At 69.8% G+C, this 17,358-nt stretch carries 12 protein-coding genes and 2 tRNA genes; 10 read left to right on the forward strand and 4 right to left on the reverse strand.

Features of this window, described 5'->3' with window-relative positions; all coding sequences use genetic code 11:
* Positions 1–185: 185 nt before the first annotated feature.
* From alaS to ACQYVW_RS12705, 5 genes are all read left to right on the forward strand, one after another.
* Positions 186–2,837: an alanine--tRNA ligase gene (alaS, locus tag ACQYVW_RS12685; protein ID WP_434947235.1), complete on the forward strand. Its 2,652-nt coding sequence runs from the start codon at positions 186–188 to the stop codon at positions 2,835–2,837.
* A 158-nt stretch (positions 2,838–2,995) separates the two neighbouring features.
* Positions 2,996–3,202, forward strand: coding sequence for a carbon storage regulator CsrA (gene csrA / locus ACQYVW_RS12690; RefSeq protein WP_434932389.1), 207 nt, complete (start codon positions 2,996–2,998; stop codon positions 3,200–3,202).
* A gap of 76 nt (positions 3,203–3,278) precedes the next feature.
* Positions 3,279–3,371: transfer RNA gene (locus ACQYVW_RS12695), tRNA-Ser, on the forward strand.
* A 59-nt stretch (positions 3,372–3,430) separates the two neighbouring features.
* A tRNA-Arg gene (locus ACQYVW_RS12700) sits at positions 3,431–3,507 on the forward strand.
* A 377-nt stretch (positions 3,508–3,884) separates the two neighbouring features.
* A complete protein-coding gene (locus ACQYVW_RS12705; RefSeq protein ID WP_434947236.1) occupies positions 3,885–5,525 on the forward strand; it encodes a right-handed parallel beta-helix repeat-containing protein in 1,641 nt (546 codons plus the stop codon).
* Positions 5,526–5,564: 39 nt separating this feature from the next.
* Here the strand turns inward: ACQYVW_RS12705 and ACQYVW_RS12710 are convergent, their stop codons facing one another.
* Positions 5,565–6,266: a class I SAM-dependent methyltransferase gene (locus ACQYVW_RS12710; RefSeq protein ID WP_434947237.1), complete on the reverse strand. Its 702-nt coding sequence runs from the start codon at positions 6,264–6,266 to the stop codon at positions 5,565–5,567.
* 527 nt (positions 6,267–6,793) lie between these two features.
* On the opposite strand from ACQYVW_RS12710, the gene ACQYVW_RS12715 reads away from it, so the two are divergent.
* Positions 6,794–7,906: a glycosyltransferase family 4 protein gene (locus ACQYVW_RS12715; RefSeq protein WP_434947238.1), complete on the forward strand. Its 1,113-nt coding sequence runs from the start codon at positions 6,794–6,796 to the stop codon at positions 7,904–7,906.
* 12 nt (positions 7,907–7,918) lie between these two features.
* On the opposite strand, the gene ACQYVW_RS12720 is transcribed toward ACQYVW_RS12715, so the two are convergent.
* Positions 7,919–9,424, reverse strand: a complete 1,506-nt coding sequence (locus ACQYVW_RS12720; RefSeq protein WP_434947239.1) for a pyridoxal-dependent decarboxylase, exosortase A system-associated — start codon at positions 9,422–9,424, stop codon at positions 7,919–7,921.
* On the opposite strand from ACQYVW_RS12720, the gene ACQYVW_RS12725 reads away from it, so the two are divergent.
* The 4 genes from ACQYVW_RS12725 (at position 9,414) to ACQYVW_RS12740 (ending at position 15,521) form a co-directional block, all read left to right on the forward strand.
* Positions 9,414–11,054, forward strand: a complete 1,641-nt coding sequence (locus tag ACQYVW_RS12725; RefSeq protein ID WP_434947240.1) for a hypothetical protein — start codon at positions 9,414–9,416, stop codon at positions 11,052–11,054. The two genes, ACQYVW_RS12720 and ACQYVW_RS12725, sit on opposite strands and share 11 nt — an antisense overlap.
* The gene (locus ACQYVW_RS12730; RefSeq protein WP_434947241.1) at positions 11,051–12,865 is read left to right on the forward strand and encodes an FG-GAP repeat domain-containing protein; all 1,815 of its coding nucleotides are present in this window, start codon (positions 11,051–11,053) and stop codon (positions 12,863–12,865) included. The genes ACQYVW_RS12725 and ACQYVW_RS12730 overlap by 4 nt, the downstream gene beginning before the upstream one ends.
* A 526-nt stretch (positions 12,866–13,391) precedes the next feature.
* Entirely contained in the window at positions 13,392–14,321 is a 930-nt protein-coding gene (locus ACQYVW_RS12735) for a class I SAM-dependent methyltransferase (RefSeq protein WP_434947242.1), read from the forward strand.
* Between the two features lie 72 nt (positions 14,322–14,393).
* On the forward strand, positions 14,394–15,521 hold the full coding sequence (locus ACQYVW_RS12740) for a glycosyltransferase family 2 protein (protein ID WP_434933773.1): 1,128 nt from the start codon (positions 14,394–14,396) through the stop codon (positions 15,519–15,521).
* A 29-nt stretch (positions 15,522–15,550) separates the two neighbouring features.
* Here the strand turns inward: ACQYVW_RS12740 and ACQYVW_RS12745 are convergent, their stop codons facing one another.
* Positions 15,551–16,552 carry a glycosyltransferase family 2 protein gene (locus tag ACQYVW_RS12745; protein WP_434947243.1) on the reverse strand — a complete coding sequence of 334 codons (1,002 nt, stop codon included), beginning with the start codon at positions 16,550–16,552 and terminating at the stop codon, positions 15,551–15,553.
* Between the two features lie 26 nt (positions 16,553–16,578).
* The gene (locus tag ACQYVW_RS12750) at positions 16,579–17,358 is read right to left on the reverse strand and encodes a polysaccharide deacetylase family protein (RefSeq protein ID WP_434933770.1); all 780 of its coding nucleotides are present in this window, start codon (positions 17,356–17,358) and stop codon (positions 16,579–16,581) included.

Genomic DNA, 17,358 nt, shown 5'->3' on the forward strand with positions numbered 1-17,358 from the left:
AGGGACCCGGCCGGGATGCCGTGCTGCCCCGGGAACGGGGAGCAACTGGCGAAGTGCCGCGCCGGCGGCGACTTGTACCGGCCGGTTTGCTAATCTGGCGTCTTTGCTGGGTTGTCTGCGCTGGCCAAGTGCCTCTTCGAGGTGTCGCGGGCGGGTTCAGGCCGCCGCCCGTCCCCAAGTACGCCATGACCACGTCCAGCCCCTACACCACCGCGCGCATCCGCAGCGACTTCCTCGACTTCTTCCGCGGCAAGGGTCACGAGATCGTGCCCTCGGCACCGCTGGTGCCGGCCAACGACCCGACCCTGCTGTTCACCAACTCGGGCATGGTCCAGTTCAAGGACGTGTTCCTGGGCGCGGAGAAGCGCGCCAATCCGCGCGCGGCCGACGTGCAGCGCTGCCTGCGCGCCGGCGGCAAGCACAACGACCTCGATTCGGTGGGCTACACCGCGCGCCACCACACCTTCTTCGAGATGCTGGGCAACTGGTCGTTCGGCGACTACTTCAAGAAGGAAGCGATCGCCTGGGCCTGGGAACTGCTGACCCAGGTGTGGAAGCTGCCGGCCGATCGCCTGCTGGTCACCGTCTACCACACCGACGACGAGGCCTACGCGCTGTGGCATGAGGTGATCGGCGTGCCGGCCGAGCGCATCGTCCGCATCGGCGACAACAAGGGCGCGCCCTACGCCTCCGACAATTTCTGGCAGATGGCCGACACCGGCCCCTGCGGCCCCTGCACCGAGATCTTCTACGACCACGGCCCCTCGCACTTCGGTGGCCCGCCGGGTTCGCCCGACGAGGATGGCGACCGCTACATCGAGATCTGGAACCTGGTGTTCATGCAGTTCGACAAGCAGGCCGACGGCACCCTGGTGCCGCTGCCCGCGCCCTGCGTGGACACCGGCATGGGCCTGGAACGCCTGGCCGCGGTGCTGCAGCACGTGCACAGCAATTACGAGATCGACCTGTTTCAGGCGCTGATCCGCGAGGCTTCCGCGCTGACCGGCACGCCCGATCTCGAGAACAAGTCGCTGCGCGTGATCGCCGACCACATCCGCGCCTGCTCGTTCCTGATCGTCGACGGGGTACTGCCGTCCAACGAAGGACGCGGCTACGTGCTGCGCCGGATCATCCGGCGCGCGCTGCGCCATGGCTGGATGCTGGGCACGCGAGGTCCGTTCTTCCACCGTCTCGTCGGCACCCTGGTGGGGCAGATGGGCGAGGCCTATCCCGAGCTCGAGGCCCGGCGCGAGCTGGTCGAGAAGGCGCTGCTCGCCGAAGAGGAGCGCTTCGCCGAGACGCTCGACGCGGGTATGAAGATCTTCGACGAGGTCGCGGCCAAATCCGGCGGCAGCATTCCCGGCGCCGATGCCTTCCGCCTGTACGACACCTACGGCTTTCCGCTCGACCTTACCCAGGACATCGCACGCGAGCGCGGCCTGGCCGTCGACGTCGCCGGCTTCGACGCCGCGATGGAGAGGCAGCGCGAGACCGCGCGCGCGGCTGGCAAGTTCGGCGGTGGCGTGCAGCTGCCGGCCGACCTGGTGGCGCAACTGCAGCCGACCCGTTTCCTGGGCTACGACCGCCTGCAGGCCGAGGGCCTGGCGGTGCTGGCCCTGCTCAAGGGCGGACGCCCGGTCGATGTGGTCGAGGCCGGCGACGAGGCCATCGTGATCCTCGACGCCACGCCGTTCTACGGCGAGTCCGGCGGCCAGGTGGGCGACACCGGCGAGCTGCACGGCCTGGACACGCGCTTCGCGGTGGCCGACACGCAGAAGCTGGCCGGCCAGTTTTTCGGCCACGTCGGTCGCCTCCAGGCGGGCATCCTGCGCCGTGGCGACGTGCTGTCGGGCAGCGTCGACGAGGCGCGCCGCGGCAGCATCGTGCTCAACCACAGCGCCACGCATCTGCTGCATGGCGCGCTGCGCGGGCTGCTCGGCACGCACGTGGCGCAAAAGGGCTCGCTGGTCGCGCCCGACCGCCTGCGCTTCGACTTCTCGCATTTCCAGCCGGTCGACGGCGAGGCGTTGGCGGAGATCGAGCGCCGGGTCAATCTCGAGGTGCGCGCCAACCATGCGGTCGTCATCGACGAGATGGGCATGCAGGAGGCGATGGACGCCGGAGCGATCGCGCTGTTCGGCGAGAAGTACGGCGAGCGCGTGCGCGTGGTGAAGATGGGCGAGTCGGTCGAGCTGTGCGGCGGCACCCATGTGGGTCGCACCGGCGAGATCGGCCTGTTCAAGCTCGTGTCCGAAGGTGGCGTCTCGGCTGGCGTGCGCCGGATCGAGGCGTTGACCGGTCAGGCGGCGCTGGATCACGTGCTGGCCGAGGAGCGTCGCCTGCGCGAGGCGGCAGGCCTGCTGGGCGGCACCACGGGCGAGATCGCCGACAAGCTGCGCGGCCTGCTCGAGCGCCAGAAGAGGCTCGAGCGCGAGGTCGAGGCGTACAAGGCCAAGGCGGCCAGCGGCGCGACTGCCGATCTGGGCGCGCAGGCGGCCGACGTCGGCGGCATCAAGGTGCTCGCCGCGCGTATCGAAGGTTTGGATGCCAAGGCGCTGCGCGACGCGCTGGACCGCTTGCGCCAGCAGCTGGGCGACACGGTGATCCTGCTCGCCGGTACCAGCGAGGGCAGGGCGGCGCTGGTCGCGGGCGTGGCCGGTGCGGCGGCCGGGCGGATCAAGGCCGGGGAACTCGTCGCATTCGTCGCGGGTCGCACTGGCGGCAAGGGTGGTGGCCGTCCGGACATGGCGCAGGGCGGTGGTGTCGATGGTCCGGAACTGACTGCCGCGTTGGCTGAGGTGCCGGGTTGGGTTGCGACCAGGCTGGGCCTGGGCTGATGTTGAGTATTTGCTCCATGACCTCTGTCGGTTGACCGGACGTCCAGTCCCCGACATCCTTCTCGTTTGTTCAGTTTGAAACGTGTGTTGGCAGCAGGCGCGTGCGCCCGGGCCGGGGGCGTTTCGGCACAGGCCAACGGCCTACGGAGATTTCCAAGATGTTGATTCTGACCCGCCGCGTCGGCGAGACCCTGATGATCGGCGATTCGGTCACCGTCACCGTGCTCGGGGTGAAAGGCAACCAGGTGCGCATCGGCATCACCGCACCGAAGGACGTTGCCGTCCATCGCGAGGAGATCTACCAGCGCATCCGCCGCGGCGACGAGCCCGATTCGCCGCGTGAGGCCGACGCCGACGGCAACTGATTTGCGGCGGCGACCGGGACTCCGGTATCCTTCGCGGCCTGTCGTGCGCGACCTGGTCGTCGCACGCGATCTACCCGGAGACTTGCCCGAGAGGCCGAAGGGGCTCCCCTGCTAAGGGAGTATGGGGTCAAAAGCTCCATCGAGGGTTCGAATCCCTCAGTCTCCGCCAGTTACATCGGAATGTTGACGGACCTGCATCGTCTCTTCATAATTCCGCTTCTGCGCAACGCGCCCGTAGCTCAGCTGGATAGAGCACCAGGCTACGAACTTGGGGGTCGGAGGTTCGAATCCTTCCGGGCGCGCCAAAACAACCGGCCAATGGCCGGTTTTTTTGTGCCCGGGCGACGGCCGGCACGGCTGCGCAATGGATCGCGCCGTGTCACGGCCCGGGACGCCGGATTGATCATCGGCAAGCGGTGTCCGCGCTGCCGGGTTGTGTGAACGATGGTGTCGAACGCCGGCGCACGGGCCGCGTGGCGCCGGCCTGGGACCGGCCGTGTGCCGCAGCAGCTCCATTCGCATCGGGATGCGCGTCCGACCGCGACTGCGAGGCACTGCCCGTTTCGGCGCGCGTTCATCGGACGGAAGGATTCGCCCCCTGGGCCGGGGGGTAAGATGCGCGCACTGTGGCCGTCACGCGGCCCGGGACAGGGGGTCCCGTTCCACACCGGAGTTCTCACGCATGCCTCGTCCCCTGTGCCGCGCCGCCCTTGCCTGTGCCTGCCTGGCGATGCCTTCCTTCGCCCTGGCCGCGACCTACACCGTCGGGCCCTCGGGGCGCCAGTACACCCAGCTTTCGACCCTGGTCGACAGCGTCGACCTGGGCCCCGGCGATATCGTCCTCGTGGATGGCGGAGCCACCTACAACGGCAACATCGTGGTGCGCAGCGCCGATCGCGGTGCGGCAGGCAACCCGGTGACGTTCCGCTGGAACCGTTCGGTCGGATCGACGCGGCCGGTGCTGAGCGGCGGCTCGCACACGATCAAGTTCCAGCAATCCAACCACGTGGTGTTCGAGGGGTTCGACGTGCGTGGCGGCACCTCGTCCTGCATCTTCAGCGAGGCGCACGACGTGACCGTGCGCGACACCATCGTGCGCGATTGCCCCTCGCACGGCATTCTCGGCGCGGACACCAACTCCGGTTCGTTCACGCTCGAGTACAGCGAGGTGTACAACTCCGGCTCGGGCACGCACCGCCATCCGATCTACATGCAGTCCGACCAGGTGGCGTATCCGGGTTCGGTGTTCCTGATGCGCTACAACTACGTGCACGACGGCAACGGCGGCAGCCTGCTCAAGAACCGGCACGAGCGCGCGCTGATCTATTACAACTGGTTCGAGAATTCGGCCTACCAGGAACTCGAACTGATCGGTCCGGACTGCGAAACCCAGCAGTCGGGCTGGACCCCGAACCTGCGGCGCGAGGACGTCGACCTGGTCGGCAACGTCATCGTGCACAGCTCCTCGTGGCGCAATGCGATCCGCACTGGTGGCGACCTCAACGGGCGCAGCCAGGGGCGCCTGCGCATGGTCAACAACACCATCCTGTTCAACCGCTCCGGGGTCGCCAACGCGGTGCTCGTCCAGCTGGGCCAGGAATCGCTGGAGATGCACAACAACGTGGTCTTCCAGACCGGCTCCGGCGCCGCACCCAACATCCTGCGCGTGCATGAAGCCTCCGAGGTCGAGACCCCGTATTGCGCACCGACCAGCCGCGAGCCCTGGACCAGCGGGCGCAAGGTCGCCGGCTCGAACAACTGGGTCCAGTCCTCGGCTGCGCTGGTGCCGGCCGAGTTGACCGGCACCTTGCGCGGAACGGATCCAGGGCTGGTCAACATCGGCCAACTGCAGTTGCGCCCGACGGCCAACAGCCCGCTGGTGTCGGCCGGTAATCCGCAGCCGCCGTCGCCCTCGGCGTTCCCGTTCCCATCTCCGCTGCTGCTGCCGCAGTTCGATCCGCCGCAGCGCGCCAGGCTGGCGATCGGTGCGCAGGTGGCGCGCGTGCCAGGTGCCCGCATCGACATCGGTGCCATGGAAGCTGCTGGCGGCGGCGGTGCGCGCCTGCGCCGCAGCGGCGCGCAGCCCCTGACCCCGGCCCGCGCTTCGCCGGCGCAGCCGGCGGCCGGCGCCGCGCCTCAGGCCGCCGCGGCGTCCCGTCCGTCGATGGAAGCGTCCACACCGGCGATGCCTGCCGCATCCGCGGCCGCGCTGCGCGCGCAGCCCGCGGAAGTCCGGATCACGCCGCCGGTGGTGGCGCTCTGGCAGCGCTGGGTGCGTTGGTTGGGCCGCGACCCGTTCGCCACCCAGCGCGCGCGGAACTGACGCGGCACCTGCGGCGCGGCCCGTCCGCTGCCGCGCCGCTCAGTCTTCGCGTCGTGCGAGGAACAGGGGATAGGGCGCCGGATCGATCAACCCGAGCGCGTTTCCTGCGACCTCGAACACGCCATTGACCAGATCCACCGCGTTGCGGCGCGCCTCGAAAGGCGGGTCGTAGAACGCTTCGCGCCGCAGGATGGTGAAACCATGGCGGCCGAGCAGGGCGGCCGCGTCCGCCGCGTCGTGATGGCGGATGCCCGGCGTCGGATGGCGGTCGCGCTCGCGCTGCCCGCTCAGGCGCCGCCAGACGCGCGGCAGGAACTGCGAGGTCTTGGTGGCGATGATCAGGTGGCCGCCGGGCTTGAGCACGCGGCGCAGTTCGGCCACGTAGGCCTCGTCGTCCGGCACGAAGGGCAGCACCACGATCGACAGCACGATGTCGAAACTGGCATCGTCGAAATCGACGCCGTCCGGCCGGCACCGGTCGAACGGGATCGGTGCGTACTGCTGGCGGGCGAACTCGACCCGGCGCTGCTCGACATCCACGGCATGGATGTCGGGATGGGTCCTGGACGCCGCCCAGGCGATGTCGCCCCAGCCGAAGCCGTAGTCGAGCACGCGCCCCTGCGGCAGCTCGCGCAGCAGCGAAAGCACCGCGCGATGGCGCCTGCGCTGGTGCGGATCCTGCGGCGCATCGCGGTAGAAATGCCGCGGAATGTCGCTGCTCGCGCGGGAATGTTCGATCACTGCATCCATCGGGCTCGATTCGATCCTGTTTGCGTGCCGGCAACGGCCGCAGCGGCGGCGGTACTGGCGAAGAAGGTCCCGGGCTGATACGGCATGAGCGCCCGGAATCGGCCAGCGAGGCTGCGGGATCGCCGGCACGCGATGCGAGCGCACGCAGGCGCTCGCCCGGCGGACCGTGAACCCGGCATCGCGCGGCATGGCCGATCGCAGGCCCGTCCAGCGTTTCTGTCTCTGTTCGCAGCGCCTGCACGGAACCCCCCGCCCGCAGGCCGACGGCGTCCAGCACTGGATCCACTGAATGAGCGTTGCTGCAGCTTTTTCCGGTTCGCCGCCGGACCCGACGATGTTGATGGTCGATGGACTGGACCGGTCGTGACGCCGGCGTGGCGGCATGCGAGAACGGGGCGCCGGCCCCGGGGACGGATGCCGATCGCCCGTCGGTCCGCGTCGCGCGGCGTCCCGGCCTGCGCCGCGTCGGCAAGGCCGCGTGGCATCCGGCCACTGGGCAGCGCGATGCCGGGGCCCGCATGAAGGTCCTGCACCTCACCCTGTCCTACAGCCATGGCGGACGCCGCGAGGCGATCGCCGCACTGGCATCGGGCTTGCGGGAATTCGGCGTGGGCAGTCACCTGGGCTGTCTGGATGCGTTTGGATCGGACGCGGCCGAACGGGCGCTGTTCGACGGCACCTTCAACCTCGACCGCCACGGCCTCTTCGACTTCGCCGCGCTGCGCCAGCTGCGCGAATACTGCCGCGCGCACGCGATCGACGTGGTGCATGCGCACGATGCCGCCAGCGAGGCGACCGCCGCCCTGGCGATGGGTCACGGAGGGCCGGCACTGCTGATGAGCTTCCACCGCACCCGCGGACTGGAAACCGCGCGCTTCCGCGACCGCCTGCGCAACGCGCTGGTCGGCCTGCGGGTCGGCGCGGTGGTCACCGCCTCGCAGGAGCGGCTGAGACACTACATCGGCCACAACTACGTGCGCGCCTCCAAGGTCTCGTGCATCCCGCTGGGCATCGATCTGGAGCGGTTCAAGCCCGACCCCGCGATGCGCGCGCGGACGCGGCGCCAGATCGGCGCGGGCGACGACACCCTCGTGATCGGGACCGTCGGTCACTTCGGGCCCGAGAAGGGCGTGGACCTGGCCATCGGCGCCTTCCAGGATTTCATGCGCCGCCAGCCCACGCGCGATGCGCGGCTGCTGCTACTGGGGCGCGGCGATCCGGAGCAGGAAGCGCGGATGCGGACGCTGGCCAACGGCGAGTTCGGCGACCGCATCCACTTCTGCGGTTTCCAGCCGCAGCCCGAGTACTGGTTTCCCGGCTTCGACGTACTGCTGCACGGTGCGCGCGACGAGGCCTTCGGCCTGGTGCTGGCCGAGGCCCAGGCCTGCGGCGTGCCCGTGGTTGCGGCACGCGTGGGCGGCATCCCGGAAGTGGTGTTGGATCGCCGTACCGGCCGCCTGGCGCCGGTGCCCGAGGCCGACGCACTGGCCGATGTCCTGCAGCAACTGAGCGCCAGCACCGCCTATCGTGGGGAACTGTCGCGGCAGGCCGTCGAACACGCGCGCCACCAGTTCAGCCGGCAGCGCTACGCCGGCGAGTATCTGGCCATCTACCGTCGTCTGCTGGGATAGTCCCGGGTCCGCCTAGACCAGCGCCTCGGCCACGTCCGGATGCCCGAGGAACTGCCGCGGGCTGGCCGAACGGCCGTAGGCGCCGGACTGGAACACCACCACCAGGTCGCCGGGTTCGGCATGGTCGAGCTCGACATCGTCGCCAAGCAGGTCGAGCGGCGTACACAGCGGGCCGACCACGCTGGCCTTTTCCCGCAGCCCGCCGGCGCCGTTGATCGCGATCGGATAGTTGCGGCGCATCACCTGCCCGAAGTTGCCCGACGCGGCCAGGTGCTGGTGCATGCCGCCGTCGGTGACCAGGAACACCTTGCCCCGCGACTGCTTGCGGTCCAGCACGCGGCAGACGTACAGGCCCGCCTCGCCGACGAGGTAGCGGCCGAGTTCGACCACCAGCCGCGCCTGCGGCCCGAAATCGCCGCCGGCGCGCGCGGCGAGCGCGTGCAGCGACTCGGCAACGGGCCCCAGGTCGAGCGGCCGGTCGCGGTCGCTGTACGGAATGCCGAAGCCGCCGCCGAGGTTGAGCGAGCGCAGCGGCGCGGGAAACCGGTCCTGCCAGGTCCGGACCAGTTCGTAGCTGCCCTGCTGCGCCTCGACGATCGCTTCGGCACGCAGGTTCTGCGAACCGGCGAAACAGTGGAATCCCTCGAACGCCAGCCCGGCGGCCGCGATCCGCTGCAGCAGCGCCGGCACCTGGTCGTCATCGACGCCGAACTGCTTGGCGCCGCCGCTCATCTTCATGCCCGATGCCTTGAGCTCGAAGGGCAGGTTGACGCGGATCGCCACCCGCGCAGGCGTGCCGTTGCGTTCGGACGCGCGCGCGAGGATGTCGATCTCGCGGAACGACTCGAGATTGACCAGGATGCCCGCCGCCTGCGCGCGCTGCAGCTCCGCTTCCTGCTTGCCGGGACCGGCGAAGCTCACGTGCTCGCGGTCGATGCCTGCGTCCAGGGCGACGCGCAGTTCGCCCGCCGAGGCGACATCGAAGCCGTCGACATGCGCGCGCATGAAGCCGGCCAGTGCCGGCATCGGGTTGGCCTTGATCGCGTAGTGCAGCAGCACCTCGCGCGGCAGCGCCGCGCGCAGGCTGCCCGCGCGTTCGGCCAGGCGGCTGCGGTCGTAGAGATAGCAGGGCGTTCCGCCGACTTCGTCGACCACGTTCGACAGCGGCCGGCCGGCCACCAGAAACTCGCCGTCCCGCGCCCGGGGCCAGCGCCATCCCGGACCTGCGTCACTGTTTGCCGTTTTTGGCGCCTGTACGTCCGGATTTGCCATGTATTCAACAAGCCATTGATTTGAAATAGGATACGCCGATTCCGGAGTGGTCAGACCGCGATCGGCACGCGTCACCCTGTCAGATTTCTGACCACAGGCTGTGACGTGTTGCCCACTGCTGTCGCCTGCCACAGGGGGCCGGGAACCCAACCCTATACTCCAGCCGGCCAAAAACGGGCCTAGCCCGTGGCTGGACGTCAGGGGTGCCTGCCAATGCCTGCCGGAGACATGACCCATGCTGCCCATCGCTGCTGCCAGACGCTGTGTGCCGCTGCTGCAGGTGCTCCTGCTGTGCGCCTTGCCTGTCCTGGCCGCGTGCTCGGAGCGCGCGGCGGCCAGAACGTCGGCGGCGAGCCAGGTTGCCGATGCGGTACCTGCCGGACCGTCCACCGTCATCACCCTGACGCCGAATGGTCCGGTCGAGGATCGTGAACTGGTCAGCCTGGGCATTCCCTTCGCCCAGGGCACGCTGACCGACGCCGGCCGCGTGCGCATTCTGGATGCCGAAGGTGCCGAAGTGCCGGCCTTCGTGCGGCCGACCCTGCGCTGGCACTGGAAGGACGACAGCATCCGCGCGGTCAAGGTGCAGTTCGTTGCCGACCCGCGCGCCCGCTATCGTTTCGACATCACCCAGCCGCGCACGGGTTCGATCGACGAGGTGCCTTACGACGAGGGCACGCGCCCGGGCAAGATGGATGCGCCGGTGCCGCGCGTGATCGCCACGCTCGATGCGGAATGGCTGGTGCAGTCGCAGATCGCAGGCCCGCAGCTGGCCTACGACCGGGGGCGCGACTACGACCGCTATGTCGACGGGCAGTGGGCCTGGGCGAAGGATGCGCCGTATTCGGGCGCGCACGCCTTCCTGTTCGACCGCGCCTCGGTGATCGGGCTGCAGTACCTGCGCAGCGGTCGCGCCGACCGCTTCGCCGAGTTCTACAACTCGGCCACCTTCTACCTCTCGAAGATCAAGCGCGAGGGCAATGGCGGCGGCTGGCCGGACTGCACCGGCGGCTGGGAGTTCGACGGCGTCAACGCCTGCGACCCCAAGTACAGCTACGTCACCCCGCACCTGCTGCTGGTCGCACTGGCCGGAGACGACACCCGGCTGGACGCGGCGACCGTGGTGCAGATGGCGGCCAACCAGTTCAAGGGCGGCTGGAGCACGCCGATGGGGCCGTACGCGGGCGCCGGGCAAGCCTGGACCGAACGCCAGGTCGGGCTGGCGCTCGAGCACCTGGTCGCGTCCTACGAGCTGACCGGCTCGCTGCAGACTCGCGGCCAGGTGCTGGACATCGTCGGCTGGCTCCACGACCACCAGCAGTCGCCGCCCGGCGGCGATCCCGTCACCGGTGCGTGGACCCATTCCTGGCAGGCCCACGAAGGCGCCGACTACGACGCGGCCACCGACGTGCGCGGCGCATCGCCGTGGATGACGGCCAACATCGCCGGCGGTTTGTGGCGCGCATGGCTGGTCACCGGGGACGAGCGCATCCCGGTGATGCTGCGCGATGCCGGCCGCTATCTCGAACAGCATGGATTCGTGCCTGACGAACTCGCCGGCAAGTGGCGCTCGACCTGCAACGCAGGCGGCACGATCGGCTGGTATTTCTCGTCGGCCACCGCGCCGCGCGAGCGGATCGTGGAGATCCAGGAAAGCGAAGGCTGGGGTTCGGACGCCCACAACCCGGAACTGCTGATGGTGGTCGCCGCCGCGCGCCACTTCGAAACGGATCCGGACTGGCGGGAGAAATTCTCGCGGCGGGCCGAACGCCTCGCCAACTACTTCAATCGCGAATGCGCCGCGGTCTCGCATACCCCGCGCGCATTCAACTGGCAACACCGCAACCCGGAGATGACATGGCTGCTCGCGCAATGACCCGTCCCCGCGCCCTGGCGCTGGCCCTGCTGTGCGCCTGTGCGGGCGCCTGCTTCGCCGACCAGGGCGGCGCCCCCGCGCCGCGCATGTCGGCCGCATCGGCGCCCGTAAAGGCGGCCGGCCCGCTGACTTTCGTCAACGAGGCCGCGCAGCGCGTGGATTCCATTCCCGATTCGCAGTACCGATTCGACGCGCTGTTCGTGGACTTCAACAGTGACGGCTGTCCCGACGCCTTCATCGTCTCGCACAGCGACTGGGGCGCGACCTCGCGCCTGTGGAACAACCGCTGCGACGGCAGCGGTACGTTCCAGCATGCGCCCAGCAGTCAGACCAATCATTACGTCTCGGGTAACCCACTCATCAGCGGCTGGGTCACGCGGCTGGATTTCAACGGTGACGGCAAGCAGGACTTCTGGGGCCGCCAAGGCAATGCGATGGGCGCGCGCTACCGCAACGGCTCCAGCGACGGCGCGCGTATGCCGCGCTTCGCCGGCAAGGAGAATGGCTGCGAGGGCTACTGCGCCTTCGGCGACATCACAGGCAGCGGCAACCTGGAAGTGGTGACCGACACGCGGCTGGTATCGAACATGTCTGGGCAGCAGTTGCGTCCGGCCTCGGGTGGCGCTGCGTACCAGGTCGTGGGCGACGTGACCGGCGATGGCTGGCCAGACATCGTCCAGCCCGCCCGCGGCGGCTACTGGCGCAACGATCGCGGCACACTGACCTGGGTTGCGGTGCCGGCCTTCAACGGCGGCAGCTTCATGCAGATGCTGCTGGCCGACTTCGACAACGATGGCGACCTCGATCTGTTCTACCTCGATGGCGCCCAGTTCAGCGCCAGCAACCGCGGCCTGCTCTACCGCAACAACGGCTCCGGTGGCTTCACCGACGTGTCTTCCTCGTCGGGGCTGGCCAGCATCGCCGTCAGCGACTACGGCAACATCATCGCGGCCGATTTCGACAACGACGGCTGGCAGGACCTGATGGCGGCAGGCGTCGGCGACTCGGTGCGGATCTACCGCAACAACGGCAACATGACCTTCACCGCGTCGACGACCACCAACTTCGGCCCGGCGTCCGGGACGGGTTCCAACGGCTGGGAGTCGGGCAAGCCGCGCGCGGACGTGGCCGATTTCGACAACGACGGCCGCCTGGACATCGTCAAGACCCAGTTCCAGAGCAACCTGGGCCTGTGGCGCAATACCACCAATACCGACGGCAACCGCTGGATGAAGGTGCGCGTGCGCGGCACCGCGGGCAACAGCGACGGCGTGGGCGCCAGCGTGCGCTGGTACAGGCCGGGCACCAGCCAACTGATCGCGCACATGCCGGTGCTGGTGGGCGAGCAGCATCCGCAGACGCATCTGCACACCGGGCTGGGCAACAATGCGACAGTCGATGTGGAGGTGCGTTTCCCCAACGGCGGGCCGACGCACCGCTTCGCCAACGTCGCCAGCAACCAGGAAATCATCGTCTACCGCAACGGCTGCAAGCTCGACAACTGGCGGCCCGGCAACGGCTGGCCGCTGGCCGCGCCGAGCAGCTGCTCGTTCGCCAGCGCGCCCATGCGGCGCAATGGCGGCGCGCCCCTGGCTCCGCCCAACGGCGCCTCCGCCGGGCGGGCGGCGGTCACCGCAGCGCCGGCGCCGGCGCGCAGCGTGGAGGCTGCCGGCAGCGCGGGCGAGCAGACGCCGGCCGCTGCGGTCGCCCCGGCTTCGCAGGCGCGGCAACTGCGCATCACTCCTGCCGCGCTGGTGCTGTGGCGCAGGTTCCAGGGCTGGATCAGGGCGGCACTGGCTGCCCTCGAATAAAGCGCCGGAGGGCGCCAGCCGGACGCAATACCGCGGCGGTGACATCGCGCGGCAGTGCCAAGCGCCTGCACGCCCCGTCCGCCCCGCGGTCCTGCCTCGAGGTGACAACGCTGCGCGGCGCCACGACGTGCCCGCGCAACTTCGCGGCCGCCTTCGTATTCTGCGCAGGGGCCACAGCGATCGCCGTGCAGCGTGGGCCATCCCCTGAGTGGGCGTGGCGATCCGCGCCCGACGGTGCCGGCCCCGCTGGCACTCCACGGGATGCGACCGCTCGGACAGGTGTACAGATAGCGGGCGTACCGGCTCGCACCGCACCGCAGCAGCGAAGCGCGGACTTCGCTCCCGTGACCGGATTCGCTACGCCGCTGCGTTTGCAGTCATAAGGCAGGCGGATGCACCCGCATCCACATGCCCCAGCGTACCGCCGGCTCGGTCCTCCAGGGACCGCGCCGCATGCCGGCGGGGCGCGTTCTACGGACACGGTGTCCGGCAAGTGCAGGGGGTGGCAGTGGCGGTTGCAGTCGTTGTGGAGGCATGTCCCGTTTGCGAGAGCGGCCGGTTCCGGAAGCTGCCCACGCCGGGGCGCTGGATCGGTACCGAGGTCTTCGATCCGTTGCGCGGCAAGCTGGGCCTGGTCGACTGTCGCGACTGCGGCCTGGCCTTCGTCAATCCCAGGCCGGCAAGCCAGCAGCTCGCCAGTTTCTACAACGGGAATACCTACGACTGTCACGAGACCGCGGGTTCGGCCTCGAGCGGGCAGGTGGCCGAGTTCCTGATGTCCCGCATCGAGCCGCAGCTGCCCGCCGATGCGCCGAGGACGTTGCTGGACTATGGCGCCGGCGGTGGCGGATTCCTGCTGGACATGCGCGCGCGCGGCTGGGACGTGCGCGGCTTCGAGCCGGGGCTGCGCGGCCGCGCCGCCTGCGAGGCCGCCGGTCTCGATGTCACCGGCGATGCCGGGACGCTGCCCTCGGCCGCGTTCGGCCTGGTGACGATGCACCACGTGTTCGAGCACCTGGAAGATCCCGGCGACGCGCTGTCCATCGTGCGCCGCGTGCTGGCGCCGGACGGGCGCCTGTTCATCGAGGTGCCGAACCTGCGTTCGCTGCGCGCTCGCCTGGCCTTGCCGGCGCTTTCGCGGCGGCTGCAGGTGGACGAGCGCTTCCGTGCCTTCCCGATCCACCTGGCCTACTACAGCGTCGACACGCTCACCCGGCTGCTGGCCCGCCATGGCTGGATCGTCCAGACCAGTTTCACCGTCGGGATGGGCCTGGACGAGTACCTGGTCGCGCCGCCACGCGCCGCGCCGGCTGCGCAGGCGACTGCGACCGACACGTCGCGCCGCCGCGCCGCCTCCCCGGATGGTTGGTCGCGCCGCCTGCGCAGACGGGTGCGGGATGCGTACCTCGGGATGGGAATCGGCGAGAATCTGGCGGTGATCGCGCGGCCGGCCTGAAGCCAGTCCGGCGCCGCGTCCGGCAGTGATGATCCGCTCCACTTCAGCGTGGCCATTCCGCCACGGAGGCCTATGTTCGCCATCGTCGTGTTCTGGATCGCCGCCGGGCTGCTGACCTATACGTATGCGGGCTATCCACTGCTCGTAATGGCGCAGGCGCGCCTGCGTCCCCGCCCGGTCCGGCGTGACGGCGACAGCCTTCCGGCCGTCACCGCGGTGATGACCGTCTACAACGGCGCGGCGGACCTCGCCGCCAAGCTCGACAACCTGTGCGCGCTCGACTATCCGCCGGGACTCCTCGACATCGTCGTGGTCTGCGACGGCTGCGGCGATGCATCGGGAGAGATCGCGCGCGCGCATCGCGGGCGGCCGGTTACCGTGATCGCGCACGCGCAACGCCGCGGCAAGGCCGCCTGCCTCAACGATGCGGTGGCGGCGGCCACGGGCGAGGTGCTGCTGATGCTGGATGTGCGCCAGCGCCTCGAACCCGATGCGCTGCGTCGCCTGGTCGCCTGCCTGGACGATCCTGCGGTGGGCGTGGCGGCGGGCGAACTGCGCTTCGAGGATCCCGACACCGGATTCGCGGCCAGCGTGGACGCGTACTGGCGCTACGAGAAGGCGATCCGCCTGGCCGAGAGCGCCAGCGGCTCGGCGATCGGCGTCAGCGGCGCGATCTACGCGGTGCGCCGCGCGCTGTTTCCCGTCGTGCCTGCGGGCACCGTGCTCGACGACGTGTACGTGCCGATGCAGGTGCTGCGCGCGGGGCACCGCGTGGTGCTGGAGGAGGGCGCGGTGGCCTGGGACCGGCCTTCGAGCAGCAGTACGCAGGAGCGCGGCCGCAAACTGCGCACTCTGGCCGGAAACTTCCAACTGGTGTCGCTGGCGCCCTGGCTGCTGCTGCCGGGCGTCAATCCTGCGTGGCTGCGCTTCGTCAGCCACAAGCTGCTGCGCCTGCTCTCGCCCTGGCTGTTGCTGCTGCTGGCCGGTGCCAGCCTGGCCCTGGCGGGGCGGCACTGGTTCTATCTGCTGGCGGCCGCGGGGCTGGCCGCATTCGTGCTGCTGGTGATCGTCGCCGGGGCGGTGCCGTCGCTGGCGCGGCTGCTGCCGGTGCGCATCGCGGCGGCGTTCGCGCACATGAACCTGTTCGCCGCGCAGGCGCTGTTCGCCTGGCTGGGCAACCGTCGCCTGCATCTGTGGTGAGCAGGCGCGGCCGGCGGCCGCGCGGCGTTTCAGCGCAGTTCGTGGCTCAGCTGCGGCGGCACGCCACCGGCGAGCAGCGGACGCGAGGCGCCGTCCGGATCGGGCAGCGGATCCCAGTCGCGGCAGAACAGCTTCTTCGCCACCTGGGTGGCGCGGTTGGCGATGCCGATCGGCGCGCCGAACCAGCGCGAGACGAGGAAGGCCTTGCGTCGCACCACCCAGTTGTACATCGACTGCTCGGAATAGAACTTGTAGCCCCAGCGCCGCTCGAACAGCCGCGACGACGGGCCGGTCAGCTTCGGTCCCCAGCGGAAGAAGAAGAAGCGCATGTCCGCCAGCGCCATGCGCGTGCCGAGGTTGTCGAAGTGGATCACCGAGGTCGGCTCGACCACCATCGTCCGGCCCATGGCCGCGATCTGCAGCGAGATGTCCAGGTGCTCGCGGATCACCATCGACGGCAACTCGATGCGCCTGAACACTTCGCCGTCGAACAGTACGCAGTGCAGTTCGAAGGTGCCCGTCTGCGTGCGTTCGCGCGGCAGGTCCGGCACCTCGGTGCGGCGGAAATGCTTGTGCTCGATGAGGTAGGGCGTGCCTTCCACGTCGACCACGCGGATCTCGCCGGTGTAGAGGTGGTTGCGCAGCGGCGCGCCGCGATCGACGCCCTCGCGCTCGAGGATCAGCGGCGTGACCACGGCGTTGCCGTCGCCCAGGGCCGCGAGCAGCGGCGCCAGCCAGCCCTCGGTCACGCGCGAGTCGTTGTCCAGCAGCACCACGGCCGGCGTGTCGACCAGCGGCTGCGCTTCGCGCAGCGCGTCCATCGGCGTGCGCAGGCCGAGCTCGAAGAAACGCACTTCGGCACGCCCCTGCAGCTGCTTGCGCACCGGCCCGATCACCGCATCGGGGTAGTCCAGGTCCATGATCCACAGCCGGAAAGGCTGCGGGGTGTGGCGGTAGACCGCCTCGACGCATTCGTCGAGCCCCGTGTAGCGGTCGCGGGGCGTGATGATGATCGTGACGACGGGATCCATCGGGGCTTCCTGTTTCTTGTTGTCGCTCAGCTGCCGCCGAAACTGCGGCGCCTGAGCCAGCGGTACGCGGGGCCGGCCCAGCGCTTGGCCGGTTTCTTGAGGTTCCACAGCAGCCACTGCCGCTGTCGCGCGGTGCCGGTGCCCTGGGCGAAGGCGGCAGCCGCCTCCGCGCCCATTCCGCGCTGCAGCGCGTAGCGCCCGATCAGCCAGGCCTCGCCACGGCGGACCACGCGGGTGGTGGGTTCCGACGTGAACAGGTAACGGATACCGCTGTCGAAGGCGGACGCGGCGACCGCGGGCGAATAGAAGCCGCCCGGAATCGAGGCCACGTCCACGCGCGCGCCGAGCACATCGGACAGGCGCGCGACGCTGTCGCGCCATTCGGCGTCGAGCGCCGCGGCGGGCAGCTGCGAGATGTCGGCCGGATGCGTCTGCGAATGGCTGCCGACGACATGGCCGGCGGCGGCGAGGGCGCGCAGGTCGGCCTCGCTGCAGAATCCCGAGGTGCCGATACGAGAACCGGTGATGAGGAAGTGGCCGCGCATGCCGAGCGCGTCGAGCAGGCGGGCGGCGGGCAGGGCGCTGACGCCGCCGTCGTCGAAGGTGAGCAGGCAGGCATCCGGCGCGAAGGCGTCGTCGGCGTCCACGCGCGTGAAGCGCAGCCCGGTGGCGGCCAGCCGCGCGAGCTGGGCCTCGTATTCGGGCCAGCGCAGCTTGTACGAGGCGGCGGACGGGCCCGGGAATCCGCTGGCGTCGTCCTCGCCGGCCGCCACCACGTCGTGGTACATCAGGCTGGCCACATTCAT

Origin of the sequence: Luteimonas campi (assembly GCF_051162505.1) — a bacterium.
GTDB lineage: Bacteria > Pseudomonadota > Gammaproteobacteria > Xanthomonadales > Xanthomonadaceae > Luteimonas.